Annotated in this window: 24 protein-coding genes and 1 tRNA gene; 9 read left to right on the top strand and 16 right to left on the bottom strand. The window is 42.7% G+C overall.

Going from position 1 to position 26,807, the window contains the following annotated elements:
- The first annotated feature begins 10 nt into the window (after positions 1-10).
- On the top strand, positions 11-304 hold the full coding sequence (locus H1R16_RS00760; protein ID WP_181886136.1) for a hypothetical protein: 294 nt from the start codon (positions 11-13) through the stop codon (positions 302-304).
- Here H1R16_RS00760 and H1R16_RS00755 read toward each other — a convergent pair.
- The 3 genes from H1R16_RS00755 to H1R16_RS00745 form a co-directional block, all read right to left on the bottom strand.
- A complete protein-coding gene (locus tag H1R16_RS00755) occupies positions 282-2,315 on the bottom strand; it encodes a recombinase (protein ID WP_181886137.1) in 2,034 nt (677 codons plus the stop codon). The genes H1R16_RS00760 and H1R16_RS00755 overlap by 23 nt on opposite strands.
- A gap of 14 nt (positions 2,316-2,329) precedes the next feature.
- Positions 2,330-2,974 (bottom strand): monofunctional biosynthetic peptidoglycan transglycosylase, encoded by a 645-nt coding sequence (mtgA, locus tag H1R16_RS00750; protein ID WP_181886138.1) that lies wholly within the window; start codon positions 2,972-2,974, stop codon positions 2,330-2,332.
- Positions 2,975-3,041: 67 nt separating this feature from the next.
- On the bottom strand, positions 3,042-4,088 hold the full coding sequence (locus tag H1R16_RS00745; RefSeq protein WP_181886139.1) for an ABC transporter substrate-binding protein: 1,047 nt from the start codon (positions 4,086-4,088) through the stop codon (positions 3,042-3,044).
- A 45-nt stretch (positions 4,089-4,133) separates the two neighbouring features.
- Between H1R16_RS00745 and H1R16_RS00740 the strand changes: the two genes are divergently transcribed.
- From H1R16_RS00740 to H1R16_RS00730, 3 genes are all read left to right on the top strand, one after another.
- A tRNA-Arg gene (locus H1R16_RS00740) sits at positions 4,134-4,207 on the top strand.
- Positions 4,208-4,350: 143 nt separating this feature from the next.
- Positions 4,351-4,890, top strand: coding sequence for a hypothetical protein (locus tag H1R16_RS00735; RefSeq protein ID WP_181886140.1), 540 nt, complete (start codon positions 4,351-4,353; stop codon positions 4,888-4,890).
- A gap of 73 nt (positions 4,891-4,963) precedes the next feature.
- Positions 4,964-5,695: an ABC transporter ATP-binding protein gene (locus H1R16_RS00730; protein ID WP_181886141.1), complete on the top strand. Its 732-nt coding sequence runs from the start codon at positions 4,964-4,966 to the stop codon at positions 5,693-5,695.
- A gap of 97 nt (positions 5,696-5,792) precedes the next feature.
- On the opposite strand, the gene lpdA is transcribed toward H1R16_RS00730, so the two are convergent.
- The 3 genes from lpdA to H1R16_RS00715 all read right to left on the bottom strand — a co-directional run bounded on the left by lpdA (position 5,793) and on the right by H1R16_RS00715 (position 10,481).
- Positions 5,793-7,184 carry a dihydrolipoyl dehydrogenase gene (lpdA, locus tag H1R16_RS00725; RefSeq protein WP_181886142.1) on the bottom strand — a complete coding sequence of 464 codons (1,392 nt, stop codon included), beginning with the start codon at positions 7,182-7,184 and terminating at the stop codon, positions 5,793-5,795.
- A 98-nt stretch (positions 7,185-7,282) separates the two neighbouring features.
- Entirely contained in the window at positions 7,283-7,927 is a 645-nt protein-coding gene (locus H1R16_RS00720) for a DUF305 domain-containing protein (RefSeq protein ID WP_181886143.1), read from the bottom strand.
- 124 nt (positions 7,928-8,051) lie between these two features.
- The gene (locus tag H1R16_RS00715) at positions 8,052-10,481 is read right to left on the bottom strand and encodes an alpha-ketoacid dehydrogenase subunit alpha/beta (protein WP_181886769.1); all 2,430 of its coding nucleotides are present in this window, start codon (positions 10,479-10,481) and stop codon (positions 8,052-8,054) included.
- A gap of 486 nt (positions 10,482-10,967) precedes the next feature.
- Between H1R16_RS00715 and H1R16_RS00710 the strand changes: the two genes are divergently transcribed.
- Both H1R16_RS00710 and H1R16_RS00705 read left to right on the top strand, forming a co-directional pair.
- Positions 10,968-12,638, top strand: coding sequence for a C1 family peptidase (locus tag H1R16_RS00710; protein ID WP_181886144.1), 1,671 nt, complete (start codon positions 10,968-10,970; stop codon positions 12,636-12,638).
- 55 nt (positions 12,639-12,693) lie between these two features.
- Complete coding sequence (locus H1R16_RS00705; protein WP_181886145.1) at positions 12,694-13,113, top strand: hypothetical protein; 420 nt, start codon at positions 12,694-12,696, stop codon at positions 13,111-13,113.
- A 101-nt stretch (positions 13,114-13,214) separates the two neighbouring features.
- Here H1R16_RS00705 and H1R16_RS00700 read toward each other — a convergent pair whose 3' ends face one another.
- Positions 13,215-14,192 carry a polyprenyl synthetase family protein gene (locus H1R16_RS00700; RefSeq protein WP_181886146.1) on the bottom strand — a complete coding sequence of 326 codons (978 nt, stop codon included), beginning with the start codon at positions 14,190-14,192 and terminating at the stop codon, positions 13,215-13,217.
- Between the two features lie 113 nt (positions 14,193-14,305).
- Here H1R16_RS00700 and H1R16_RS12335 point away from each other — a divergent pair, with 113 nt between their 5' ends.
- A complete protein-coding gene (locus H1R16_RS12335; protein ID WP_181886147.1) occupies positions 14,306-15,694 on the top strand; it encodes a peptidoglycan DD-metalloendopeptidase family protein in 1,389 nt (462 codons plus the stop codon).
- 16 nt (positions 15,695-15,710) lie between these two features.
- Here the strand turns inward: H1R16_RS12335 and H1R16_RS00690 are convergent, their stop codons facing one another.
- The 8 genes from H1R16_RS00690 to H1R16_RS00655 form a co-directional block, all read right to left on the bottom strand.
- Positions 15,711-16,592, bottom strand: a complete 882-nt coding sequence (locus tag H1R16_RS00690) for a YncE family protein (protein ID WP_181886148.1) — start codon at positions 16,590-16,592, stop codon at positions 15,711-15,713.
- The gene (locus H1R16_RS00685; protein ID WP_181886149.1) at positions 16,589-17,305 is read right to left on the bottom strand and encodes a YoaK family protein; all 717 of its coding nucleotides are present in this window, start codon (positions 17,303-17,305) and stop codon (positions 16,589-16,591) included. The genes H1R16_RS00690 and H1R16_RS00685 overlap by 4 nt, the downstream gene beginning before the upstream one ends.
- Positions 17,305-18,339: a 23S rRNA (adenine(2503)-C(2))-methyltransferase RlmN gene (gene rlmN, locus H1R16_RS00680; protein WP_181886150.1), complete on the bottom strand. Its 1,035-nt coding sequence runs from the start codon at positions 18,337-18,339 to the stop codon at positions 17,305-17,307. Before rlmN ends, H1R16_RS00685 begins: the two co-directional genes overlap by 1 nt.
- A gap of 39 nt (positions 18,340-18,378) precedes the next feature.
- On the bottom strand, positions 18,379-18,726 hold the full coding sequence (locus H1R16_RS00675; protein ID WP_181886151.1) for a four helix bundle protein: 348 nt from the start codon (positions 18,724-18,726) through the stop codon (positions 18,379-18,381).
- An 86-nt stretch (positions 18,727-18,812) separates the two neighbouring features.
- Positions 18,813-19,862 (bottom strand): tRNA preQ1(34) S-adenosylmethionine ribosyltransferase-isomerase QueA, encoded by a 1,050-nt coding sequence (gene queA, locus H1R16_RS00670; RefSeq protein ID WP_181886152.1) that lies wholly within the window; start codon positions 19,860-19,862, stop codon positions 18,813-18,815.
- Between the two features lie 103 nt (positions 19,863-19,965).
- Positions 19,966-20,643, bottom strand: coding sequence for a hypothetical protein (locus H1R16_RS00665; protein ID WP_181886153.1), 678 nt, complete (start codon positions 20,641-20,643; stop codon positions 19,966-19,968).
- A 33-nt stretch (positions 20,644-20,676) separates the two neighbouring features.
- Positions 20,677-21,375, bottom strand: coding sequence for a hypothetical protein (locus tag H1R16_RS00660; protein WP_181886154.1), 699 nt, complete (start codon positions 21,373-21,375; stop codon positions 20,677-20,679).
- On the bottom strand, positions 21,368-21,856 hold the full coding sequence (locus tag H1R16_RS00655) for a DNA-deoxyinosine glycosylase (RefSeq protein WP_181886155.1): 489 nt from the start codon (positions 21,854-21,856) through the stop codon (positions 21,368-21,370). The genes H1R16_RS00660 and H1R16_RS00655 overlap by 8 nt, the downstream gene beginning before the upstream one ends.
- 82 nt (positions 21,857-21,938) lie before the next feature.
- Between H1R16_RS00655 and H1R16_RS00650 the strand changes: the two genes are divergently transcribed.
- On the top strand, positions 21,939-22,487 hold the full coding sequence (locus H1R16_RS00650; protein ID WP_181886156.1) for a hypothetical protein: 549 nt from the start codon (positions 21,939-21,941) through the stop codon (positions 22,485-22,487).
- Positions 22,488-22,574: 87 nt separating this feature from the next.
- Here H1R16_RS00650 and H1R16_RS00645 read toward each other — a convergent pair whose 3' ends face one another.
- Positions 22,575-24,569, bottom strand: coding sequence for a S9 family peptidase (locus tag H1R16_RS00645; RefSeq protein ID WP_181886157.1), 1,995 nt, complete (start codon positions 24,567-24,569; stop codon positions 22,575-22,577).
- 170 nt (positions 24,570-24,739) lie between these two features.
- Here H1R16_RS00645 and ppk1 point away from each other — a divergent pair, with 170 nt between their 5' ends.
- On the top strand, positions 24,740-26,803 hold the full coding sequence (ppk1, locus tag H1R16_RS00640; RefSeq protein ID WP_181886158.1) for a polyphosphate kinase 1: 2,064 nt from the start codon (positions 24,740-24,742) through the stop codon (positions 26,801-26,803).
- Positions 26,804-26,807 lie beyond the last annotated feature (4 nt).

Below are 26,807 nucleotides of genomic sequence, written 5' to 3'. Positions count from 1 at the left end.
CCCCGAAACAATGAAGAAAAAAAACAGAGAATTCCAGTCCTCAGACCTGGTGAAATCATTTGCCAGGATACACGGCTTTGAAGAAAAACTGATGGCGTTTGAGGTAAAGGATTATCTGAACGAATATCTGAACGGCGATCTTTTTCAGGAAATAGAATCGGTGAATCTAAACCGTAAAGTCCTGGAAATAAAAATAAAATCACCGCTTTTAAGAAACGATTTCCGGCTTCGGAAAACCTTTTTTCTGCAAAAATTTCAGGAGAAATTCGGGAGCGACCATTTCATCGCTCTTGAGATTTCGTAGAGATTGTTTTCTCCACCATTTCCTTAGCGCGGCTGTCCAAAAATGAGCGTATGGGGAAGAAAAAGCGTAAAGGATTCTTAAGGAAATAGCGGAATATTTCTTTATAGATTTCCTTCACTTCACCAAAATTCACTTTACGCGAGCGAAAAGCAAGGACCATTGAAAGTCCGAAACTCACTGCAAAGTTGAAGAAGCCGATTAGGAACACAGTGATCACCGACATCCACAAAGTGTAGGAAGACACAGAAAACTCCATCCCATAAAGTCCCAGGGCCACATTACCTGCTGCGAATGTAATGTGACGGATGTCCAGATCCAGCCCCAGAAAAGAACCTATAGGACCAGTGGCACCCAGGCAGACACCGAACCAAAAGTTAGAAACAATGCCCGGCCAGTTTCTGGCGTAATAGCCTGAAGCTGCCTTGGCTATTTTAGGCCCCAGAACCTGAAGAATCAGTGGATTCTTGGCAATCCTTTTCGGAATCTGATAGAACACAGCGTTATTGGCAACATTGCCGGAAATTATACCTGAAATGAAGAGGTAGAAACCGGCTATACAGGCATGGAGAATAGCCTTGGAGTTAAACGGATCGTGATCGTTAAGAAGTTTGGCTGCTTTTTCGGCAGCAAAATTTTCCTGGAAAAGGACTTCAAGCCCATAGATGATGGCCAATGCAACCGGAAACGACCAGAGAACATTACCTACAAAAGCTATAAACTGCGAGCGGAATAATTTAGAAACAAGATGCGCAAAGTCGGAATAGTTTTTCTGTGTATTCTTTCCTTCGGAGAGCACCTTAGCCATGGTAGCAGCCGTCATAGCCGGCTGTTTGGTCGCCAGGGTAAACTTCATCAGGAAAATCATAATAAAGCCCATAGCATAATTCACGGAGTAAAGTACCGCATGTGCGAAATCGCTGCCCGGTATAAGTCCGTAAAAAAGCTTTAAGACCACAAGTGCTCCAACAATAACACCTCCTCCGCTGGACATCCAAAACATGCGGACATAATCCCGGAACGAGGAAGTGATGTAATGCGTGCCCGTTTGCGCGGTATGATTTGTAATAAGGTGGGACATCAGCGTACTGCTGTCTGCAACCAATTCTCTGAGATTATTTTTATGCGATTTATACTCCAGGATATTGAAAACCAAGTTTTTGGACTTTTGCAGAACATCCTTTTCATCATCAATTACCAACAAACTAAGTATATCCTGGATGCGGTTCAGTTGCTGCCTGATTTTGATAAGTGACTGGTTAATCTTGCCTGAGATTCCGTACTTCGAGGAATTCTTAAAAGCAATATCTGTAAAGTTAAGACACTGAGTAAGGTAAACCTTTACCTGTTTGTACTGCGCATCCTTTGATTTAAGTTGGAAATCAGGGTTTTCCCTGTATTCTTTGGTCAGTATATCCATTTCGTCCTGAAGTGCAAGAAAAGGATTATCAAAATTTTTATACTCCGGAGCCATATTGGAAACTTCCACGTCCAGAGCATTACCAATTACCCTCCATGCAAGTATATTCATTGCAAAGAACAGCTCACGTTTAACCGTTTTTTTAGTGATGAGTCGGGAAATTTCCAGCATTCGAAAGAACTCATCCATATCCTCTTCGTGAACGTTTCGGAAATAGGCCAGGTCATGGGATGTTCTTACAGATACATAATCGATAAGGTACCAAACGGTGTCCTCACTTTCAACCGGTGGCAGGATTTTATTGAGCATCCGTTTCCGGAATTCGGGAAAGAAAGCATTCTCCGACAGTATGTTAGCCTCTGTGAGTGACAGGTTAAAGGTTTTGCCGCTAAAAATATGATGGATGTAATATCTGAAATGCTCTAAAATCTCCGGATTCTCACGAAATTCATTTAGAACTGCACTAAAATCTGTCCTCCGCATGCTGTCCAGCAACTCGTGCAGAGGATCCAGGGATTTCGTTTCATTCCTAAAACTGAAATACTTTTTAAGTATAACAATAAACGTGTTTTTGCCTGAAGTGAAAATGCCCATCGTATGCAAAGATACTATTTCAGCGTTACATTGTTCATCTGACGCATAATCCAGCTATGCCGGTTCCGCAGGTATTTAGACGGATTATGCGGATCGTATTTCTTAGGATTTGGAAGAATGGTAGCAATCCAGGCGGCTTCACTTTTAGTAAGGTTTTTTGCATTTTTACCGTAGTAATAACGAGCCGCCGCTTCAATCCCAAACACACCGCGGCCCATTTCAATGGAGTTCAGGTAACGGTCCAGTATAACCTCTTTTCCCCATACTAACTCAATAATGAATGTATAAACGGTTTCCAGGCCTTTTCGGAACCAACTGCGTCCCTGCCACAGGAACACATTTTTAGCAGTTTGCTGAGAAATGGTGCTTCCGCCCTTAACCTTCTTGCCCTTTTCATTGTCCTTATAGGCCTTTTCGATCGCTTTGTAATCAAAACCGTTGTGGATAAAGAACTTCTGATCTTCCGCTGCTATAACGGCTTTTTTAATATAACTGCCCATTTCGCTGTAGGGAATGTAATCCCGTTCCAATTTGCCAAAGGTAATTACCCCTTCAATTTGGGTCACTGTAATGGGAGGATTTAAGAATTTACCCCAGACAATAAAGAGGATATTGGCCAGAATGAGGATGAAAATAAACTTTTTTATTTTTTTGAACATAGATTTAAAAGGGAGTTAGGGAAATATGTGGCATTCTTGTATGATTTTGCAAAAATAGGAATAATAACTACTTAAGTTCCTTGTGATAGGTTAAATCATAACCGGGAAGAAGATCTGGGTGAAAAATCCGGATATAATCTTTCAGTACCAGATCTGCCCTTACAACCCCACTTTCAAAATAATCATTAGACTTGCGACGTTCCTTCTGGGTAACCGTATAAATCTTACCGCTAGTAAAGACATTCATTTTGGAGTAGTTCAGGTTTGTACGCAGAAGATCCTGACGTGATTTGTGATTCCCCGCATTTACCCATACTTCCGCATTCTTCGACCTTGCATAAACCTCTTCAAAACTCAGTGCTTCAGATCCTTCACTTTTGCTGCCGGCATTGATATAATTGCCGTTTGCATCTTCAATTAACCCCGCAATTATACTATGTCCTCCCGGCAGATACCATTGACTGCCATACATCTCATTGGCCAGAACCGCAGGCCTGTTTTTTACTTCTGAAGCAAGTACAACCAAAGAACCATAAGAATTTTTGATTTTCTCATATTTTTTCTGTGCCTGCTCTTGCTGCCCCATAAGTTTGCCCACGACCAGCAGATATCTGGACTTGGACAAAGCATCCTTTTCCAGATATTCATCCAGGAAAATAACCGTGATGCCGTTCTTTTCCAGCAGTTCGTAAGTATTCTGGAAAACAGCTATCCTGTTGGTAAAAACAGCATCGGGTTTCAGTGCTATAATTTTTTCCACATTATATTTCTGCTCATTTCCTACATTCCGGATTTCTCCTGCATTTAGCAGCTGATGGATTTTTGGCGAATAAATATATTCCGGGCTGGATATGCCGGCAATGCTTTCCTCCATACCTAGTTCTGTAAAATAACCAACAAGACTCGCATTAAGCAAAACGACGCGTCGGTAAGGAAGTTTAGTTAGAGGCAAATTGTAAGTGGAACCTCCGGTCTCTAAAGTCAAAATATCTGAATTCTGCCTGTATTTCACCGTTTCCGATACCACTGTCCATCCTTCAGCACCCTCTACTGTCTTCTTGCTGCAGGCCAAAATGAAGAAAACTGCAATTATTTGAAAAATTTTTGCTTTCATTCTTCAAAGGAATCAAAATTTTGCTATATTTGCAAACCGAAAAACGGCCTCGTGGCGCAACTGAATAGCGCATCTGATTACGGCTCAGAAGGTTACAGGTTTGAATCCTGTCGAGGTCACTAAAGTCTGCAAGTTTTACTTCGCAGACTTTTTTTTATGCCGTATTTCGTTCAAAATAAATCTTTTTAAAAAAATTGGTACATTTGCTTCAGATACAAAAACACAGAGGCTGATAAATTTCTTAACCTCTTAAAAAAAGATAATGAGAAAAACAGTTTTACTTCTAACCACATTATTTTCAATTTCTGCATTTGCCCAGATTAAGGTTCTGAAAAATGACAACCTTATCGAGGTAGGCAAGGAAAATTCGGTAGCGCTCTATAAGAAGCAGAATAAGTATACCTTCAACTACCAGGATATCAATACAAGCAATCTGAATACTTTCAGGTCATTTTACTTTCATGACCTGAACAAAGATTTTGAACAGCTTTATAAACTGGTTTCTGACGGCTTCATAGACATGCCTATGGGCGAGATTCAGCTGGAACTGCCCAATGATATTATCGGACTCAATTTTGCGCGTAATTATGGGCAGACTACGGTGCAGTTCATACATTACATCAGCAAAAGCAAGAAGTACATTGGTAAGAGTCAGTTCCTCACAAAATCCCAGGTGGACAAAGTATTTGGCAAGGACAAAATAAAGGCCACTGCAAGAAGAGAAAGCACTGCCACCATAAAGCCTTTGTCAGGTTCTGCTGAAACAACAGCAAACACAGCCGCTGCCAAGAAGAAAAAATAATATACTATTCACTTTATTAGAAACCTGTTCTTCCCGAATGGGTTTTTACTTTCAGACTTATAAACAGTAAAAGATGTCACTAGAGATTATTAATCTGACCAAGAAATTCGGCCCACAGACAGCATTAAACAACATCAATCTTCAGATTGGCAAGAACGAAATTATAGGTTTGCTGGGTCCGAACGGTGCCGGTAAATCTACGCTGATGAAGTCCATTACCGGCGTTTTGGCTATTGAAGAAGGTGAGATACGGTTTAACGGACTGGATATTTCAGCAAACGAAATTGAAAGTAAGCGCACGATCGGTTTCCTGCCGGAAAACAATCCTCTTTACCCTGAAATGTATATTAAGGAATACCTGTCATTTGTTGCAGACCTTCATAAAATTCCTAAGCAGAGGATTGATGAGGTCATAGAACTGGTAGGACTTACACCCGAAAAATCAAAAAAGATAGCTCAGCTTTCCAAAGGTTATAAACAGCGTGTTGGCTTGGCTCAGGCTATTCTGCACTCGCCTGACCTTCTTATACTTGATGAACCTACCAACGGTCTGGACCCTAACCAGATTATTGAGATCCGAAATGTAATCAGAGAAATTGGCCGTGAAAAAACGGTTATCCTGTCTACACACATCATGCAGGAGGTAGAAGCACTGTGTTCCCGCGTAATTCTCATCCATAACGGAAACATTATCCAGGACTCACCGGTGGATGAATTTAAGGGCAAATACAACAGTCTGGAGGAAGCATTCGCAAGCTACACGTCTGAACCGGCAGCAACTTCAGTACCTGTTTCGGCAGAATAATCTAAAAATTTTTACAAAAAAAAAGAGCGGGAAAAATTTCCCGCTCTTTTTATATTTGCAACCTACATACTATGAAGAAGATGAAGGTTGATATTTATCAGATATGAATAACTTCACCATAAGCCGCAGCCGCGGCTTCCATAATTGCTTCGGAAACCGTTGGGTGCGGGTGAATGGATTTAATGATCTCATGACCTGTTGTCTCCAGCTTTCTGGCTACAACTGCTTCAGCAATCATATCAGTTACACCTTCACCAACCATATGGCATCCTAACCATTCGCCGTACTTGGCATCGAAAATCACTTTTACGAAACCGTCTGTATTTCCGTTGGCAGTTGCTTTACCGCTTGCAGAAAGTGGGAATTTACCAACCTTAAGCTCGTAACCCTGTTCCTTAGCCTGCTTTTCGGTAAGACCAACAGATGCAACTTCTGGGCTGCAGTAAGTACATCCCGGAATATTGCCGTAATCAATCTTTTCCACATGAAGACCTTTGATCTTTTCTACACAGGTAATACCTTCAGCAGAAGCTACGTGAGCCAGAGCCTGAGTAGGGAGAATATCGCCAATTGCATAGTAGCCAGGTACTGAAGTCTCGTACCATTCGTTCACAAGCACACGGCCTTTATCGGTTTGAATACCTACTTCCTCAAAACCCTGACCTTCAATGTTTGCAGCAATACCAACTGCAGAAAGAAGAATATCAGCTTCAAGCGTAATATTCCCTTTAGCCGTTTTTACGTTAGCTTTAACGCCCGCGCCGGAAGTATCAACACTCTCAACAGACGCATTGGTCATTATTTCAATACCGGCTTTTTTAAGTGATTTCTCAAGATGTTTTGATACGTCCTCATCCTCCACAGGAACGATGTTCGGCATAAACTCAACAACTGTTACTTTGGTACCCATTGAGTTATAGAAATCCGCAAACTCCACTCCGATAGCACCGGAACCAACCACAATCATTGATTTTGGCTGTTCAGGCAAATTGAGAGCCTGACGGTAGCCTATCACTTTCTTACCGTCCTGAGGCAGGTTAGGCAGTTCACGGGATCTGGCACCCGTAGCGATGATGATGTGCTCTGCCGAGTATTCTGTAGCTTTACCGTCTTTATCTGTAACGCTTACTTTTTTACCTTTCTGAACCTTAGCAGTTCCCATGATCACGTCAATTTTATTCTTCTTCATCAGGAAGGAGATCCCACCGCTCATTTTGGTGGCAACCCCACGGCTGCGCTGTATAACTTTTGAAAAATCGAAGCCTGGATTTTCAACCGCATTAAGACCGTATTCTTCTGCATGTTTCAGGTAATTGAAAACGTGAGCTGATTTCAGCAATGCTTTTGTTGGAATACAACCCCAGTTAAGGCAGATACCTCCCAGGTTTTCTTTTTCTATAATCGCAGTTTTAAAACCAAGTTGAGAAGCACGGATGGCCGTAACATAACCACCGGGACCACTACCGATGACAATAATATCGTAGTTCATGAATTAATAAATTTAATGCGAATTTAAGGAAAATTTCTCAACGGAGGATAAAGCCCTTTCAATTTAGGGTGACTCTTAAAAGTTAAAATTATAGCATCTTATTTACGCGAAAGCCATTGCTTCAGAAATTCAATTTCCTTTTGCTGGGTAGCGATAATGTTATCCGAGAGTTTCAACAGTTCAGGCTGCTTGCCGTACTTTTTATAAACTTTTGCCATCTCAACAGCACTTTGGTGATGTGGAATCATCTGCTCCGCATAGTCACGGTCCACGTCATTGTGCACCGGTAGTCCGGAATTCATCATAGGACCCATGGTTGCCATCAGTTCTCTCTGGAATTCTGCACTGTTAGCAGATTGGACTTTCAGATTATCAAACCTGTCCATCAGTTTCATTTCCTGCTGCTGAGTTTTAATTACCTGACGGCCAAAATTTTTCAGCTCCTCATCCTTACCCTTCCGGATCAGAATTTCCGACATTTCTACTGCCCCATCGTGATGATCCGACATCATTTCCGCAAAATCCTCATCATTATTTCCGGATAAGGTTTTAGAATGCATTTCGTCCATCATATCCTGCATTTCCTGCAGAATCTCATTCTGCTGTGCGGGCATATTACTGCCCGAACCGTTGTTCTGCACCTGTTCAGTTGCCGAATTGGTTTCTGTCTCTGTTTTTTTCGGATTTTCGGAGCATGCCTGAAGGATAAGTGCTGCAAATACAGTAAGTGTTGTTTTTTTCATAAGTTCTGATTTGCCAAAGCCATACAAAAATGATGCAGATTCTCAGTAAAGAACCGTTTGACCTTTTGCGCATAAAAATAGCGGACATAAATGCCCGCTCTTTTAAATTTTTATTATACCTGAATTATATTCCGGGAAATTTAGCCGGATTACTCTCGTTAAATACTCTGTAGACTTTCTCTACCATATCATCCACGCTTGGCTTACTGAAGTAGTCACCGTCGCTGGCGTAGGCCGGTCTGTGATTTTCGGCACAGATAGTTAACGGATCTGCATCAAGATATCTGAAGGCTTTCTGCTTCTCCATTACCTGCTGCATGATAAAGGCAGAGGTTCCACCTTCTACGTCCTCATCAATTACTACCAAACGGTTTGTCTTTTTAACACTTTTCGCAATTTCATGACTTAAATCGAAGGGAATCAGTGACTGTACATCAATTACTTCTGCAGAAATACCTACTTTCTCCAATTCTTCTGCAGCATCCATTACCAGTCTCCATGTAGATCCGTAGGTAACAATAGTAACATCCGAACCTTCTTTTGTAACCTCAATCTTTCCTACCGGTACTGTAAATTCGCCAAGGTTCTCAGGCTGCTTTTCCTTCAGGCGGTAACCGTTCAGACATTCCACAATTACAGCAGGCTCGTCACTCTGCAGCATCGTATTGTAGAATCCTGCCGCTTTGGTAAGGTTACGCGGAACTAATACAAGAATTCCTTTTGAAAGGTTGATGATTCCTGCCATTGGCGATCCTGAATGCCAAACACCTTCCAGTCTGTGTCCACGGGTACGGATGATTACCGGCGCTTTTTGGCCGCCACGGGTTCTGTACTGCACGGTGGCGAGGTCATCGCTCATTCCCTGCAGACAGTAAAGGATATAATCCAGATACTGAATTTCGGCTATTGGTCTCAGTCCGCGCATGGCAAGACCGATTCCCTGACCCAGAATCGTAGCTTCACGAATACCGGTATCAGCTATTCTAAGTTCACCATATTTTTCCTGAAGTCCTTCCAAACCTTGGTTTACATCGCCGATATTACCTGCATCCTCTCCAAAAACAAGGGTTTCGGGATACTTTTCAAATATTTTGTCGAAGTTGTTTCTAACTACTACACGGCCGTCTACCGTTTCGGAGTTTTCAGTAATGATTGGTGCGACCTCTTTAACATTAGTAGCTTTCCATTCGGACTGTGAGTAAAGGTGTGAGGAATAATTATCCTTTTCCACAGCAAATATTTCATTGTACTTAGTTTCAAGTGCCTGTCTTTCTGCTGAATCAGTTCCACGACTGATGAACAGAGCCTTACGTACCAAATGGAATATATCTTTTTTCGCAACTGCAATGATTTTCCCGAACTTAGCAGTTTCCGCTTCAATTTCCGAATGCTTTGTCTGAAGGGCTTCAACCAAAGGAAGTACAGTGGTCTTTAGATCAAGAATAGGTTTCTGATAGTTTTCCCATGCTTTTTTCTGACCTTCCTTCACGAACTTTTTCGCTTCGTCATCAATCATTTCCAGTTCTTCTACTGTAGCAAGCTGCTCCTCATTTCCTTCAATATCAATAGAATACTCCAGGATCCACTGGCGAAACTTACTTAAACCGTCAAACTCTCCTTCCCACTGCAGTCTTTCCTCATTTTTATATCTCTCGTGCGAACCGGATGTAGAGTGACCCTGAGGCTGCGTAACTTCTATCACATGAACAACTACCGGTACACTTTCCGTTCTGGCAAAATGCTCAGCTCTTGCGTAAGCATCCAACAATGAAGGGTAATCCCAGGCTTTTACCTGAATGATTTCACACCCCTGGTTTTCGCCGTCTTTTCTTTGGAAACCTGACAGCATTTCAGAAATATCTGCCTTAGCCCGTTGGTTATGAGTAGGTACCGAGATTCCGTAGCCATCATCCCAGATGGAGACAATCATAGGTACTTGAAGCGCACAAGCGGCATTCAATGCTTCCCAAAAGTGGCCCTCAGCAGTAGATGCATCACCAATAGTACCGAAAGCCACTTCGTTACCTTCATTGGAAAATTTTTCAGACCCTTCAAACTTTACCGATTTATATACTTTGGAAGCCAGTGCAAGCCCCAAAAGCCTTGGCATTTGTCCTGCTGTTGGAGAGATATCTGAAGAGATATTCTTCTGCTCCATCAGGTTTTTCCAGGAACCGTCTTCATTTAAACTTCTGGTGGCATAGTGACCGTTCATCTGTCTGCCCGCGGATGCAGGTTCACGTTCTATGCTTGTATCTGCGTACAGTTGAGCAAAAAAGCTTTCAACCGTAACCGCCTCAATAGCCATCGCAAAAGTCTGGTCCCTGTAGTAGCCTGACCGGAAGTCACCATTCCTGAAAACCTTGGCCATTGCCAACTGCGGCAACTCCTTTCCATCACCAAAGATTCCGAATTTCGCCTTTCCTGTTAGCACTTCGCGGCGACCCAGATACGACATCTCACGGGATATACGGCCTAATTTATAATCTTCAATAACAGACTTTTTAAAGTCCTGAAAGGATATTTGCTGAGTTTCAATATAGGTGGTTTCCATAAATATGAATTTGGACAAAGATAATAATTTTTACAAATTACAAATCATCAGAAAAAAGCAGATAATTTTAAACAGAATGTAACGCATTATGGTTTTAGCATTAAAGCCAACTATACATTATTAAGTATATAATAAAAGGCCTACTAAAATGACATTTAATATATGAATTGCATTGGATATTTCAATTTAATGTAACTGATGTATAAAACCAGACTTAAAATCAACTACGAACTTAGATTTAAAATCATGGAATCCAGGAAATTTAAAATTGTCCCAGCAGGACCTGTTAATGAGATTAAATATTTTAATTAATTATTATCTATTTTGTAAAATACTTTTGCATAACTTTATAATAGGTAAATTTTATTTCAAATTACTCAATAAAACACACTCTAAATTTTCACCCGGTAAATGTATTTTCAAAATCTGGGAGTAAGCTGAAAATCCCCATTCGAAATAGAGTAAGCACTACTAAAATTAATAGCTATGGCAAAATTAACCTTTGCAAAATTAAGGGAAGACCTTATTGCAAAAAATGCTACGTGGACTGCAATGGAAACTGCAGTTTCCAAACTCCCCGACTTGAAAAGAAAAGCACTGCTGGGCGTGGAACTTCCTGCAGGTTTCAAAATGCCTGCAGCGACAGCTTCCGTGTCCGCGGGTGCGCCGCTGGCCGGACTGCCCACAAAGGTAGATTGGCGCAACAGAAACGGAAACCATGTCACTGCTGTAAAGCAACAGGGCGGTTGTGGTAGTTGTGTATCCTTTTGCTGTGTGGCAGTTACCGAATCAATGGCATCCATAGAACATGGACAACTGCTGGATCTTTCTGAAGCCGATTCGCATTTTTGCTCTTCACACGGGGCTTCCTGCGGTGGCTGGTGGCACGACCAGTGCTTTGATCAGATTAAGAGCCGTGGTGTTTGCGACGAGGCTTACAATCCATATACTTCTGCGTTTTCTGGTAATGACATCTGGAACGGGACGCCTTCCTGCAAATCAGGTGCAGACCGAAACTCAAGAGCGGTTAAAATAACCAATATTCACACAGTCTCCACAGTACCAGCCGCAAAGCAGTACCTAGCCAATAGTGGACCTTTGGCCGCTATTATGGAAGTTTATACAGACTTCTTCAATTACAGTTCAGGTGTTTACAAAAAAGTATCAGGTGTCCTGGAAGGTTTACATTGCGTACAGGTAATAGGCTATGACGATGCTGCCCAATGCTGGATTTGCAAAAATTCATGGGGAGCCAATAATTTTGGTGAAGCTGGCTTTTTTAAAATTGCTTATGGACAATGTAAGATTGATGATTATCCCAAAATGGGCTGTACCGGTGTAAAATTACCAAAAACTAAAGGCTGGAAAGGTTATGAAAGCCTGGGGGGAAAAATTACCAGTAAACCAAATGCGGTATCCTGGGGTGCGAACCGAATTGATGTTGTGGCCCGTGGTTTAGACAGTGCTGTACACCACAGATGGTGGAACGGATCAGCCTGGCTCGGCTGGGAAAGTTTGGGCGGACTGATACACGGTGCTCCTGCAATAAGCTCGTGGGGTACAGGCAGATTAGATATTTTCGCGGTGGGAACCGATTACCAGTTATACCATAAATGGTTTCAGGGCGGCTGGAGCTCATGGGAATCCCTCGGAGGACAGCTTTCCAGTGAACCTACCGCAGTGAGTTGGGGACCAAACAGAATTGATATTTTTGCAAGAGGAACGGACTCCGCATTGTGGCACATGTGGTGGGACGGTGCCTGGCACGGCTGGGAAAGCCTGGGCGGGGTAATCACTTCTGCTCCGACAGTCTGTTCCTGGGCGAGCGGAAGACTGGATATTTTTGCGAGAGGAACTGACAATAAACTTTGGCACCGGTGGTTTGACGGTGGTTGGAGCAACTGGGAAAACATGGGTGGCGAACTCTTCGACAGTCCGGGTGCAGTGTCGTGGGGTAAAAACAGGATTGATATATTTTATCCGGGACGTTCTTACCGTATGATGCATCGCTGGTGGGACGGATCCAACTGGAGCGGTGAGGAAGATTTGGGTGGAAAACTTTCCAGCGGCGTGGGTGTAAGTTCATGGGCTGCCAACCGGCTGGACTGCTTCGTAAGCGGCATGGATTCAGCTATGCACCACAAATGGTATGACTAGAATCTCAATTTGCAGGAAGTCAGCGATGTATGGCTTCCTGCTTTATTTATTTTATATGAAAACACTTATAATTTTGACGTTTGCAGCCTTTGTGAGCTGCACACAATCAAGTAAAACGGCACAAGAGAAGCCCAGGTCAGCTACCTTTGAACAGAAAGAAAATAAAGAGATGGATGAAAATATAATCAAACTGAAAAACGGCGAATCCACAGATCTGTTTGTTCCCACCCGGGGGGCGGTTCCTGTACGTCTTGTATTCGAAATGAAACCAAAACAGATAGCTGAACTTGAAAGAACTGAATTGGCCCAGGAGAAAATGCCAAAAGACTTAAAGCCTGGCGACCCGATGCCCGCTTACTATGTACTTAGAGCAAAAGAAAAAGGCACAGGAGAACTAGAGTTCTTTGAGCAACCCTTGGGCGCTCCCGAGAGCAGCAGAAAATCGGTCAGGAAACTTGTGATTGTTATTGAATAAACTTCAACAGTACTAACTTCCTACTTTCGCACTAACAGTTCGTTTGCAAACATTTTTCATTAAAAACAGCATAAAATTTAAGTGGCGGAACAGCCAGACTACTAGAATTTTCTTTCAATCACATAGTCCAGCATTAGATGGAGTGAATGTTTGGCCTCGGAATCCGGAAATTCATTCAGAATGTTTTTCGCTTTAAGCTGGAAATCCTTCATCACACCCATTGCATAGTCCAGACCGCCTGAACTTTTAACAAACTCAATAAGTTCCTTCACACGAACTTTGTCATTGTTATAGCGTTTAATCGTGTTGAAGAAGTACTTACGGTCTTTCTCGGAGGCTGTTTTCAGAGTATGAATTAAAGGCAGAGTCATTTTCTGTTCTTTAATATCGATGCCCACCGGTTTGCCGATGAAATTGGAAGAAAGATAATCAAAAAGGTCGTCTTTAATCTGAAAGGCCATCCCGGTAAAGGTGCCGAATTCCATCATTTTTTTCGCCATATGCTCATCAGCATTATTCGAAAGTACACCTATTTCACAGCATGCCGCTATAAGTGTAGCCGTTTTCTGGCGAATTATTTCATAATAGACATCCTCGGTGATATCCAGCTTACGGGCTTTCTCCAGTTGCAGAAGTTCACCCTCACTCATTTCGCGGATAGTTCTGGCAATAACGGAAAGAAGATCAAAATCTTTGTGATCCGTGGAAAGAAGTACCGACTTGGAAAGAAGATAATCACCCACAAGCACAGCGATCTTATTTTTCCAGAGGGCATTTATGGAGAAAAAGTTTCGGCGTTTAAAGCTTTCGTCCACCACATCGTCGTGTACGAGTGTTGCAGTGTGAATCAGTTCTATCATCGATGCTCCGCGAAAGGTTTTTTCATTTACCGAGCCCACCAGCCGTGCGCACAGAAAAACAAACATAGGCCTCATCTGCTTCCCTTTTGTGGTAACTATAAAACGGGTTACTTTGTCTAGCAGTGGAACATTGCTTTGCATGGATTCATAAAACTTTTTTTCAAAAAGTTTCATCTCCTGTGCAATCGGTTTCTTAATTTCTTCTACAATATTGGCCAATTTTCTCCGGTTTGTGAATGACAGCTTTTGCTTTACAGCAAATATAATTCAATTATTAATTATATGCGGGCCATCTCCGGATTTTGTACATTTGATATACTAAAAACACAGATATGAAAACAAAAATTTTAACATTAGGACTGTTTGCTGCCCTGCAGTTTGCGGCGGCGCAAACCGGCGGCGGCGAATTTAAGTTTGAGAGTACCGAATGTCTGTCTCCAGAGGCGCGGGCCTCCATTCAGAAAATGATACAGACCAATCAAAAGAAACTTGTACAGGAAGGTAAGTTAGCATCTAAAAATGCGCTTCTAGCACCACTTTTTATCTGGCCGGTTAAGAAAAGCACCAATGCTCCCTATAATGAGGTATGGAGTATTTCCAATTATGTAGACCATAATTCAGCATATCCAAATCAGGTTCAGGATTATAACTGCGGAACCAGGACGTATGACACTGCTGGCGGATATAATCACGCAGGTATCGACATCTTTACCTGGCCGTTCGGCTGGTATCAGATGGATCATAATGAAGCGGAAGTAATAGCGGCGGCTCCCGGAGTGATTGTCGCGAAGGGTAACGGACAGTACGACAGAAACTGCGCCTTCAATAACCTTACATGGAATGCGGTGTATGTTCAGCACAGCGACGGCAGTATTGCCTGGTACGGACACCTGAAAAACAATTCCCTTACTTCCAAGAGCATTGGTCAGAGTGTAAATGCAGGCGAATATCTGGGAGTTGTGGGCAGTTCTGGTAATTCTACCGGCCCGCATCTGCATTTCGAAGTCTACAACAGCAATAGCCAACTCGTAGATCCCTATCAGGGGCCATGTAATACGTGGACTTCGGCCACACAGTCGTGGTGGCAGGTTCAGAAAAATTATAATAATCCAAAAATCAATTCCGTATCCAGCCACAGCGGCGAAGTAATTCTGAATAACGGATGTGGGGTTCAGGAATCCACTCTTTTCAAAAGCCAGTTCAGTACAGGAGAAGGAGTCTATATTTACACATTCCTTTCGGATATAGCGACTGGTTCACCCGTAAATATACAGTTATTCCGTCCCGACAATTCTGTGGCGTACAACCAAACCTTCAACATGCCTCAGTTTTACAGTGCTTCATACTGGTACTGGAACTTTATTCCAGCGACATTTAACCAGACTGGAAACTGGAAGGCACAGATTACTGCAGGCGGGTTCACACAAATGCACACGTTCAGCTATGGCGTGCTGGCAACTGCGGAACATGCTCCTAAGGGTTCTCATATAAAAATATTGAATCCGGTGAGGAATCAGGAACTGCAGATCGAATACCAGGGAAAATCCAGCCAGGAATTCACTATGGAAATCTACTCGATGGAAGGCAAGCTGGTTAAATCCGGAAAGGTATTTTTAAGAGAGGGTGTAAACAAATTGACTTTTGAAGCGCCAAAAGGAAACTATATATTCAAGATCTCCTCCGATAGCTTTGAGGAAAGTTTTAAAATCCTTAATTATTAAACCAAAAAGGCCGGAACTATTTTCCGGCTTTTATTTTTGAATGAGGCACAAAGTACAGGCCCTGTTTTACAACACCCAACGGAGTACGGAATGCTTCTGATGAAATGTAAATTCCTTGGTCATTTACTTCTACACCTTCAACCTGACCTACGGAAAAGGCTGTTCCCAGGTAGTATTTTTGAGGTTCTTTATTAAAGAAAATTCCCGGTCTGGATTCTGTGAAGATACTCAAAAACACTTCAGCCTTCTTAGTGTATCCCACCAGATAGAGCCTTTTATTATAATAAGCAGCATCGGTCACAAGAAAACCTGTTTTGTAACGCGATACTTTTTGTGCGGCCTGACCTTCATAAAATGCAGGGTCTACAATATAATGTGTTGTTGATCCCGAAGTCCACCCTTTGGTGAATATATGTAGATTTGCGTTAAGAAAGATCATTGCCTCGGCATCGAAATCATTATTGTGAAGGCGTGATCTGAAATCCGTCTGTTCAGGATAGTAAAAACCTATGGTCTTTGTGGAATCGGCAGCTTGGCTTTTGTCGTGAGGCATTTTTAATAACTTCAAATCTGTACGCGAACCCGCATTATTTCCAAAATCGCCAATATACAGATAGGTGGAATCTGTAGCTATTGCCTCCCAATCCGTATTCCCGAGTGGAGAGTTGATGATCGTTTCCACTTTTCCTGTGAAGGGATCAATGACGAAGATATCCGCGGTGTTCCCACCGTCATTCAGCGTATAAAGTTTTCCGTCATAAAATGTAAGACCAGAATTCTCCCTTAGTACATCGGCCAGCGTGCTGACTCTGTATTTACTGAGTGTCAGGAAATTAACTTTTTGGGCCTGCATGGACGCAAAAGTCACCAGCAGGATAATAGTGAATATCCCTCTCATATTTTTGGTCTCATAAGAACTAATCTAATCTTAATAAAGTCAAAAAGCAGTCCGCCCAAAAGTAAAAAACTACCCAGCAAGAGTGCCCTGAATCCCCATGAGCTGTACAGCAATCCACCTGTAACACCGCCTGCGAAGAACATCCAGATAATCGTCAGACGCAAGCGAATTGATTTCAGCAGTTTCTGCCGCCTGGATTTTCCTTTGTAGAAAAACAGCTGCGCAAATTCAATTCCCATATCCGTAAACAGACCGGTCAGGTGTGTCGTTCGGACAACTGCATTAGAAATTCTTGTAACCAAGGCATTCTGTAGTCCCATAGCAAACAGCAGCGCAAAGGCTATAATATCGGGATTTTGCTGTATCAACAGCGTACCCGACAGAGCTATTGCTCCAAGAATAAAGGCTTCGGTAAGTGCCGGAATTATATAGATGAGATTTTCGCGTCGGCGCGTATAAAATTCTACCAGCAGACTGGCGAAAAACGCACCGGCAAAGAAGAAGAAAATATATAGGCCTGTATGGAATGCCTGAACGATCTTTTGCTGGAAAGCTTCATCAACAAAGAATGCAAAATGCCCCGTAACATTGGTTGTAAGTTTCTTTACAGATAAAAATCCGACCACATTAACCAATCCTGCTACAAATCCCAGAAGTGAGGCAATAGCCAGATTGTGCTTTTCAGTACGGGCTTTACCGCGGTGGATAAACATTACTCACTGGATTTATTGGCCAACTGCCCACAGGCGGCATCAATATCTCCACCCCTGCTTCTCCGGATCAGCACGGTAATACCAGCTTTCTCCAGCTGACGCACATAATTGTCCTCGGCCTCTTTGTTACACTGGTCGTATTTGCCATCGCCAATCGGGTTGTACTGAATCAGATTGACTTTGGAAGACACCTGTTTGCAGTACCGGATCAGTGCCTTTATATCCTCATCTTTGTCGTTGATTCCTTTCCAGACGCAATATTCATAGGTAACTGTATTTCCGGTTTTCTGATACCAATATTGCAGCGCGTCCATAATGTCCGTAAGCGGGAACTTATCCGAAAACGGCATAATCTCATTTCGCTTTTCTTCGATGGCTGAATGCAGCGACAGTGCCAGTTTCACCCGTAGATCTTCATCCGCAAGCATTCTGATCATCTTCGGAATCCCGGAAGTAGAAACAGTAATACGCCGCGGCGACATACCCATTCCTTCGGGTTCAGTGATCTTTTTGATGGCTTCCACCACATTCTTGTAGTTCATCATGGGCTCGCCCATGCCCATAAAGACGATATTGGAAAGAGGTCTGTCAAAGTAGGTCTTACTTTGCTGGTCAATAAGAGCTACCTGATCTACGATTTCTGCCACTTCAAGGTTGCGCATTCTTTTCAATCTGGCCGTTGCACAGAACTCGCAGTTCAGTGAACATCCAACCTGTGAGGATACACAGGCCGTAGTACGGCTCTCAGTAGGTATAAGCACAGATTCCACCAGAAGTCCGTCATGTAGTTTCACACCGTTCTTAATGGTTCCGTCCTTCGATTTCTGCAGAAGATCTACTGAAATTGGATTAATTGTATATTCCTGCGCAATCCTTTCCCTAAGTTCGCGGGAAAGATTGGTCATTTCGTCAATGGAATGCAGGTTTTTGCTCCACAGCCAGTCGTAGACCTGTTTTGCACGGAAAGGCTTTTCGCCAAGGGTGACGAAATAGTTTTGCAGTTCTTCCAGGGATAAGGTGCGGATGTCCTTCATAATTAGCTAAGAGCCAGGTAAAAAGTTAGAAGAGCCAAGTTAAATCTTTGTATTATTTACTATTGCACCAAAAATTTTCTTGAGCTCGATGCTTTCTGTTATGAGCCTTTCTAAAGCATCATCATTATGATCAGCAAGTTCTTTGATGACCCGAAGCCAATAATTGGATTCTCTGGCTTCGCGCAGAGAAATTCTGACCTTATTTTTAAAATCTGCTCTGGATGAACCAGCCTGAGATTCTTCGTAATTCGCACCAAGTGAAGTAGCAGATTTTCCGAGTTGGAAACGTATCAGCCTGTATTCCGGATCAGATGGAAGTTTTCTACAAAACTTTAAACAGTCAATTCCGAATACAAAAGTACGCTCCAGCAAGTCATTGCCTCTCATGATTCTAAAAATTCAATTTTAAACTAAATCTCCAAAATACCACCACTGCACATGGCACCTATTACTTTTTACTTTTTCCTTTGCTCTTAAAGGATAAGCATTGCGTCGCCGTAGGAGTAGAATTTATACTCGTTTTTAATGGCTTCTTCGTATGCGTGCATCAGGAAATCTTTACCTGCGAAGGCTGCAATCATCATTAGCAAAGTAGATTTTGGCGTATGGAAGTTCGTAATCATTGCATTGGCAACACCGAACTCATGCGGTGGGAAGATGAATTTATTGGTCCATCCCTGGTACGGTCCGATCTTTTTGTTTGAAGATACGGAAGTTTCCAGAGCACGCATTGTAGTTGTACCTACGGCGCAAACTCTTCTGCCCTCTTCTACAGCCTTATTGATGATATCAGCATTAAGCTGGTCAATGATGGCTTCTTCAGATTCCATTTTGTGCTTGCTTAAATCCTCAACCTCGATTGGGTTAAAGGTTCCCAGGCCTACATGAAGTGTAACTTCAGCGAAATCGATTCCTTTAATCTCCAGCTTCTTCATCAGATGCCTGGAAAAGTGAAGACCTGCGGTTGGCGCGGCTACAGCACCTTCATGCTTGGCATAGATGGTTTGATAACGTTCGGCATCTTCCGGCTGTACTTCTCTCTTGATGTATTTTGGAAGTGGTGTTTCACCCAGTTCTTTCAGTTTTGCGCGGAACTCTTCGTAGGATCCGTCATAAAGAAATCGAAGTGTCCGGCCTCTGGAAGTTGTATTGTCTATAACTTCGGCTACCAAAGCTTCGTCTTCAGTAAAGAAAAGTTTATTACCAATCCTGATCTTTCTGGCTGGATCTACAAGTACATCCCAAACACGGGTTTCCTTATCCAGTTCTCTGAGCAGGAAAACCTCAATTTTGGCTCCTGTTTTCTCCTTGTTGCCATATAGACGTGCCGGGAAAACTTTTGTATTATTAAAAATGAACAGGTCTTTTTCATCAAAATAATCCACAACATCTTTGAACAGCTTGTGCTCGATAGTTTGCGTCTTACGGTCCAGTACCATAAGCTTGGCTTCGTCACGGTGTTCTGCAGGATGTTCTGCCAGAAGTTCTTCCGGCAAGTGGAAATTAAAGTCTGATGTCTTCATAAAATTTACGGATTTTATTAAAATTTAATCTGCAAAGATACGGCGTAAAAAGGCGAAAGTCAAGTAAAATGCTTTCTACTTGATAATCAATACATTACTCCAGCTATTTTGATTGCAAACGCAGAGCCTGCGGAACCGCGAGATCAATATTAACCGGTGTACTTTTCTGTATCTTATATTCCACCACATAAGAACCTTTTCGGCGCTGTGCTTTATAACCAATAATACGGTGACAGCACGCAGCATCTTCCAATTCTGCAGTAAGCGCATTTCTTACTGCATTCTGCACCGATGGATTATCCACCGTTGTTCCAAGGTCATTATACTTCGCTTTATCCAGTTTAACCTGAAAAATATAGTCGGTTTTGGTATCCGCTGCGTGAGTATATACTTTTAATTCGTATTCCAGTGGCGCGGTTGGGGTAGCAACTGTATGCAATGCGGAAGCCGGTGCACTGGTCTGTATTGAAGTAGCAGCCGTATGGACGTAGGAATTAGCGTATTCCGCAACGGAACTGGTGTCTGTATTGTAAATGTTGAAATAATGAAGCAGTCCCGCAACCGGATCATAAAGTGATGCAATATATTTCCCGCCGGTCTTCTGAAGGGGCAATTGGTCACCGCTTATAGAATTGACGAGGCGGTATTGTTTGATAATTTCCTGTTTTTGCCGGCCCTTGCTGTGTATAATGCTGCTTTCCTGAAAAAAATCAAATGATCTGTATTGTGCCAGGGTAATTACGGGGATAGAGATCAGGCAGGAAATTAGGATTTGTTTCATTGAAGATGTTTATATAATTGAAAGTGTTTATAATTACTTCTTTTTCAGGAACGAATTTTTGTAAACCACCTTTTCAGGTACAGTTAGCATCAACTCTACCGGCCGGATAGAGGTCCGTCGGTAATGGCGAGTATACCTGCCCGAATGATGGGCAAGATCTGCAATATAGAACTTTCTGCCTGCGGGCAGCTGAGATTTCAGACGGTCCAGCAGAACTTTCATTTCACCATTATTCTGTCCTGAAACTGTACTGTAAAGCAAATCGTCCTCAGAATCCTGCAGGCAAAGCTGTATTTTTTCATTCAGTTCTGCCTTTTCATTTTTCTTTATATAAGAAATTTCGTAATCAACATCAGTAAATCTTTTCACCTGGATGGAATTCATTTTAAAAGGCGTAGCAAAATTGATCTTCAAACTGTAATCATACTGATAGTGAATGCTGTCCTGCTCATTTATAATTTTAAAATAATGAAGTTCATCGGTACGCTCATCTTTGATACGTGCTTCATTTGGATATAATATTAGTAGATAGGAAGGATCCGCAGAATTATCATAAACCCAGGTTTCAGCAGACGTGGCCGCTGTTGCCTTATCTGATGTTTCATAAACTGAGTGGTAGTTAAAATGATACTTGCGCTGCGCCGTCACGGAAATTGCCAGCAGTACAAATACAGTCGTGAAGGTTTTTCGGGCCAAAGAAATTGCTGAAAGCGAGGTTGTGAATTTAAACATAATCTTTGATGAGAGTCCACGCTTCAAGTTTTTTCTCGAATCCGATGGTATGCAATGGACTTGTGGAGGGAAGTACAAAGATAGGAAGATCATAATCTTTGCCCACCATCTTTAAAAGGTTTTTGTGCGCTTTCTGACCATTGCAGAACACAGCTTTGATATTTGGAAACTCAGCTAACAGTGCTGGAATATCATTGCTTTCCTCATTTCGGATTTCAGTATCCAGACTGCCTTTCCGTTCGCAGGTTTCAATCACATCCCACAGTGCAATTTTATTATCTGTCAAAAAATCAAGCTTTTGCGCATAATTTGGCGTAAATTCGCCGCCGAATAATTGAAAGACAATTTTCCAAAAGTGATTCTGCGGATGTGCATAGTATTCCTGTGCTTTCAGCGAACGGACTCCGGGAACAGAACCTAAAATCAATATTTCTGAAGTTTCGGATATGATGGGCGGAAATGAGGCTATTCGAATGGTCATCAATCGGTTTTTAAGCAGTTTGAACTGCCGGAATTAAGTTGGAATAATAAATGCAGCAGTAAAAATAACAAAAAGAAGAATTATGAAAAAGTTGACCCTTGTTTTCACCGTAATGAGCATGTTCCTCCTGTACAGTTGCCGCGACATCATTAATTCAGTCCTGGATGCTATTCCGCCGTTTGACGCGCCATTTTCTGCCACAGTAACCGTACCTTTTGCCGCGGTAAGCAGTACCACATACACTACTACTCCACCCATTGACATGAACATTGATCTGGACCAGAAAATCAAGGAAATTTCTCCCAGTCAATCAATTAACAATATTAAGTCGGTAAAGATGAACACTTTGGAAATGGTGTATGTAAGTTCACAGGCAGGTGCAAAGCTGGATGCCATAAAAAATGCCAGAATTTATCTGCGAGCCCCAAATCAGCCGGACGTGCTTATTGCCACTGCTTATAACAATACCAACCCCGATATCATCACTTTTACAGTGGTGGATCAGGAACTGCTTCCCTATTTTCAAACTACTCAAAACTCACTGATTGTGGAAATAATGGCCAGCGCACCAACCCTGGATCTCATAACACTCACAATGAACTCAAGTTTTAAGGCCAAGGTACAGCTGTAAGAATTAAAGCAATTCAATTAGCTGTTCTAAATTAAATAAAGTAGGCTTCCGCGATACGGAAGCCTTCTTATTTATAGTATCAATGCACTAAAGCGTCTCCTTCAGCCACTCAAAGAATTCACGCTGCCATACCAATGCGTTGTGAGGATTCAGTACCCAGTGGTTTTCATTCGGGAAATATACAAACTTGCTTTTAAGTCCATGAAGTTTTGCCGCCTGGAAGGCCTGTTGGCCCTGTTCATATCCTACGCGGTAATCCAAACCACCCTGAATGATCATAATCGGTCTGTTCCATTTGTCCACAAAATTAGACGGGTTGAATTCGTTGTAAGCTTTTGGCAAAGGACTGTCTGTAGGCGTTCCGAGGTCCCAGTTAGCAAAGAAAAGTTCCTCTGTTGTGCCGTACCAGGATTTCATATCGAACAGACCGTCGTGTGCGATGAAGGTCTTGAATCGGTTTTGATGCATACCGGCCAGCATAAATACACTGTAGCCTCCATAACTTGCCCCTACAGCACCCACCCGGTTTTCATCCACATAAGGAAGTGCATTTGCGTAGTCTGTAGCTGCCAGATAGTCCTGCATTACCTGCCCACCCCAGTCTTTGGAGATCTGCTCGTTCCATTGCGTTCCCCAGCCCGGCATTCCGCGGCGGTTTGGAGCCACTACGATATAACCGTTAGCGGCCATCAGTGCAAAATTCCAGCGCGTGCTGAAGTACTGTGTAAGTGCAGACTGTGGACCACCCTGGCAGTACAGCAGTGTCGGATATTTTTTGCTGGCGTCAAAGTTAGGCGGGTAATGAATCCATACACCCATCTCCTTGCCATCGGTGGTTTTAACCATATGAAGTTCCGACTTTCCGGGCGTAATCTTAGCATAATTTTCCTCATTGACCTTAGTAACCTGTGCCATGGCGCCGGATTTCAAGTCTACCGAAAACAGATCAGCATTATGGTTAATATCCACCTTTGAAACCAACAGGGAATTTTTGTTCTGTGCATAGATGCTGTTCACGTCATGATTTCCTTTTGTAACCTGCTGTACTTTTGAAGTTTTCGGATTCAATGAAAACAGTTGACGTGTACCGCGGTAAGCAGTCGTAAAATAAACCGTCTTTGAGTCTTTTGCCCAGAAGACCTCTCCCACTACACTTTCGTCCCAGTTTTTGGTTAGGTTGTCCGTCTTTCCGGACTTCCAGTCCATGACCTTGATATTATTTTTATCGGCCTCGTAGCCATCTCTTTCCATAGAAAGCCACAAAAGAGATTTCCCGTCCGGCGAAAATTTCGGAGCTACATCGTACCCCTTATTACCTTCCGTAAGGTTTCTGGTTACACCTGTGGCAAGATCGTAAGCGAAAATATCAGTATTGGTAGACTGTGCGTATTCGGCACCGCTTAAAGGCTTGGTCACATACAGGAGCTGCGACGAGTCCGGACTCCAGATGAAATCCTCGGCACCGCCGAAAGGCCGCTGCGGAGAATCCCATGGCTTGCCTTCAAGTAAATCTTTTGCCTGATCCGCTTTATCAGAAACATTTACTACAAAAACATGGTTGTATTTCCCTTCGCTGAAATAGTCCCAGTGACGGTGATTCAGGTCTGTGTAAATATGTGCCGTAGTTTTGGGAACATCAGAATATTTGTCTTTTCCCAATACTTTTTCCACCAGCACTTCACGGCTGAAAGCTATTTTCTTACCGTCTGGCGAGATCACTACATTGTCAGCATTTGCAAGAGTGTAAAAATCCGTCCACGTTTTGCCGGCGTCTTTGGAAGCATAGATTTTATCGCCTTCCTGAGCATAAAGACCGTTCTTATCCCACTGGATCAGGCTTTTCTTACCTAGATCCAGCGCAGTAGCAGCATTGTTGCTGATGTTGAGGAAGTAGTTGGTTTTATTGTTCTTTTCGGTTTTAAGGTCGGTTTTGCCTACACTGTAAATCAGTGAAGACTGATCCGGGGAGACAGCAGTTACGGCTAGCTTATTAAGAGTCCATAAAGTTTCGGGGGTCATCACTTGCTGTGCGTTCATAAGAAAAGGAGCGGCCAGCGCCAGTACGGTATGTTTCAGTTTCATATTCTAATTTTGAAAAAGGTAAATTTATTAATTATATCCCGAACCGAAAAAGCGCGCCGGCTTTTCTGGATAACGGTAACAGAAAACTCCTTCCTAAATGTGAGTTTATGCTAATTTAATAGGGTCACTACGCGGATTTTGCTATTTTTGAAACAAAAGAAATTTATAGAATGGCGAATCAGTTCAATCCGAGAGACATTACCTGGCTTGCCTTTAATGAGCGTGTCCTGCAGGAAGCGATGGACGGGCAGGTGCCGCTGCATCTGCGTATCCGGTTTATCGGTATATTTTCCAATAATCTGGACGAGTTTTTCCGCGTGCGTGTCGCAGGACTGAAACGGGCCATGGATTTTAAACAAAAATTCATTACCGAGTCCTTTTACCAGCCACCCAGCAAGATCCTTCAGAACATCAATGAAATTGTAATCAGGCAACAGCTGGCATTCGATAAAACCTGGAAGAAAATCCAGGCAGAAATGGAAGAGCAGAAAGTTTTTATCCGGACGCCAAAAAAGCTGACACCCCAGCAGGAAACTTTCGTCCGGGAATATTTTGATGAGGTTGTGGAGAGTAATGTAATCCCAATTCTGCTGCATGAAAATACTCCTCTGCCTTATATGCGCGACAAATCACTCTATCTGGGCATCGCAATGCGCCGTAAGGAATGGCAGTATGAATGTAAATTTGCCATGATTGAGATTCCTTCCCGCGTGCTGGGCCGGTTTGTCATCCTGCCGGGCGATGGTGAAAAGAACGTTATGCTGCTGGAAGATGTAATCACCTTTAACCTGCCGCATATCTTTTCCTATTTTGGTTATGATGATTTTGAAGCGCACTGTTTCAAGGTGACCAAAGACGCAGAGTTTGACCTTGACAATGACATCCGTACTACTCTGGCCCAAAAAATCGAAAAAGGAATTAAGTCCAGGCGCAAAGGGAAGCCTACACGTTTCAGTTTCGACCGGAGTATGGATAAAGCGCTCCTGGAATTTCTTATCAGAAAACTGAATCTGACCAAGAAGGACAGTATAATTCCGGGAGGCAAGATTCACAACTTCAAACACTTCATGGATTTTCCTGATGTGTTTGGCGCTTATAAAAAACCTGAGGAAAGGACTTCATTTGAGCATCCGCTTTTTGCCGGCGAAAGAGTTACTGATGTCATCCTGAGGACAGATGTTCTGCTTACCTTCCCATATCACAGTTATACGCCCGTTATTGACCTTCTGCGAGAATCCGCTATGGATCCGCACGTAAAATCCATTCAGATTACGGCCTACCGGCTGGCCAGCAGTTCAAAGATCATTAACGCGCTGATTAATGCAGTAAGAAACGGCAAGGAAGTTACGGTAATGCTGGAGTTGCGTGCCAGGTTTGACGAAGAATCCAACCTGAAATGGAAGGAACTGCTGGAACAGGAAGGCGTGACGGTCCTGGTAGGAATCCCCGATAAGAAAGTTCACGCCAAGCTTTGCATCATTAAAAAAAGAGTCCATAACAAGACCCTGCAGTACGGTTTTATAAGTACAGGCAACTTTAACGAAAAAACAGCCAGAATATACGGGGACCATTTACTGATGACTTCGGACCGTGCGGTTATGGCTGATATGAATAAAGTATTCAGTGTCTTGCGCAAACCGAAGGAAGATTTTGTGCCCGCACTTGAAACCTGCAAAAAGCTTCTGTTGTGTCCGGTATTTATGCGTGAAAAAATTGAACAGCATATAGACCGGGAAATAGAGGAAGCGCGGGCCGGACGCAAAGCCGAGATGATCATTAAATCCAATTCACTCAGTGACCGTGGCCTGATACAGAAACTGTATGATGCCGCTAAAGCTGGTGTGACCATAAAACTTATTATCCGCGGAATATACTGCGCTGTGAATCAGAAGGATTTTAAGAAGAAAATTCAGGCTATAAGTATTGTGGATGAATATCTGGAGCATGCACGGGTCATGTATTTTTATAATAAGGGTTCAGAAGACACTTATATCTCATCTGCTGACTGGATGACGCGGAATCTGGATTACCGTATTGAAGCGGCAGTAAAAATTACCCAGAAAAACCTTAAGAAAGAAATCAAAGATCTTCTGGATATTCAGCTGAGTGACAATATTAAAGCCCGCGTTCTGGATAAGAACCTGCGGAATGAATATGTGAAGAAAGACGGAACGGAAATCAGGTCTCAGATTGAAACCTTCCGTTACCTGAAGCAAAAAACCTACAACACCTAAAAAA

It is taken from the genome of Marnyiella aurantia, from assembly GCF_014041915.1.
Classification (GTDB): domain Bacteria; phylum Bacteroidota; class Bacteroidia; order Flavobacteriales; family Weeksellaceae; genus Marnyiella; species Marnyiella aurantia.
This window is presented reverse-complemented; position numbering and strand designations above follow the sequence as displayed.

Coding starts and splice junctions, on each gene's coding strand:
- H1R16_RS00760 (WP_181886136.1), top strand. CDS start 11: ATGAAGAAAAAAAACAGAGAATTCCAGTCCTCAGACCTGGTGAAATCA.
- H1R16_RS00755 (WP_181886137.1), bottom strand. CDS start 2,315: ATGGGCATTTTCACTTCAGGCAAAAACACGTTTATTGTTATACTTAAA.
- mtgA (WP_181886138.1), bottom strand. CDS start 2,974: ATGTTCAAAAAAATAAAAAAGTTTATTTTCATCCTCATTCTGGCCAAT.
- H1R16_RS00745 (WP_181886139.1), bottom strand. CDS start 4,088: ATGAAAGCAAAAATTTTTCAAATAATTGCAGTTTTCTTCATTTTGGCC.
- H1R16_RS00735 (WP_181886140.1), top strand. CDS start 4,351: ATGAGAAAAACAGTTTTACTTCTAACCACATTATTTTCAATTTCTGCA.
- H1R16_RS00730 (WP_181886141.1), top strand. CDS start 4,964: ATGTCACTAGAGATTATTAATCTGACCAAGAAATTCGGCCCACAGACA.
- lpdA (WP_181886142.1), bottom strand. CDS start 7,184: ATGAACTACGATATTATTGTCATCGGTAGTGGTCCCGGTGGTTATGTT.
- H1R16_RS00720 (WP_181886143.1), bottom strand. CDS start 7,927: ATGAAAAAAACAACACTTACTGTATTTGCAGCACTTATCCTTCAGGCA.
- H1R16_RS00715 (WP_181886769.1), bottom strand. CDS start 10,481: ATGGAAACCACCTATATTGAAACTCAGCAAATATCCTTTCAGGACTTT.
- H1R16_RS00710 (WP_181886144.1), top strand. CDS start 10,968: ATGGCAAAATTAACCTTTGCAAAATTAAGGGAAGACCTTATTGCAAAA.
- H1R16_RS00705 (WP_181886145.1), top strand. CDS start 12,694: ATGAAAACACTTATAATTTTGACGTTTGCAGCCTTTGTGAGCTGCACA.
- H1R16_RS12335 (WP_181886147.1), top strand. CDS start 14,306: ATGAAAACAAAAATTTTAACATTAGGACTGTTTGCTGCCCTGCAGTTT.
- H1R16_RS00690 (WP_181886148.1), bottom strand. CDS start 16,592: ATGAGAGGGATATTCACTATTATCCTGCTGGTGACTTTTGCGTCCATG.
- H1R16_RS00685 (WP_181886149.1), bottom strand. CDS start 17,305: ATGTTTATCCACCGCGGTAAAGCCCGTACTGAAAAGCACAATCTGGCT.
- rlmN (WP_181886150.1), bottom strand. CDS start 18,339: ATGAAGGACATCCGCACCTTATCCCTGGAAGAACTGCAAAACTATTTC.
- H1R16_RS00675 (WP_181886151.1), bottom strand. CDS start 18,726: ATGAGAGGCAATGACTTGCTGGAGCGTACTTTTGTATTCGGAATTGAC.
- queA (WP_181886152.1), bottom strand. CDS start 19,862: ATGAAGACATCAGACTTTAATTTCCACTTGCCGGAAGAACTTCTGGCA.
- H1R16_RS00665 (WP_181886153.1), bottom strand. CDS start 20,643: ATGAAACAAATCCTAATTTCCTGCCTGATCTCTATCCCCGTAATTACC.
- H1R16_RS00660 (WP_181886154.1), bottom strand. CDS start 21,375: ATGTTTAAATTCACAACCTCGCTTTCAGCAATTTCTTTGGCCCGAAAA.
- H1R16_RS00655 (WP_181886155.1), bottom strand. CDS start 21,856: ATGACCATTCGAATAGCCTCATTTCCGCCCATCATATCCGAAACTTCA.
- H1R16_RS00650 (WP_181886156.1), top strand. CDS start 21,939: ATGAAAAAGTTGACCCTTGTTTTCACCGTAATGAGCATGTTCCTCCTG.
- H1R16_RS00645 (WP_181886157.1), bottom strand. CDS start 24,569: ATGAAACTGAAACATACCGTACTGGCGCTGGCCGCTCCTTTTCTTATG.
- ppk1 (WP_181886158.1), top strand. CDS start 24,740: ATGGCGAATCAGTTCAATCCGAGAGACATTACCTGGCTTGCCTTTAAT.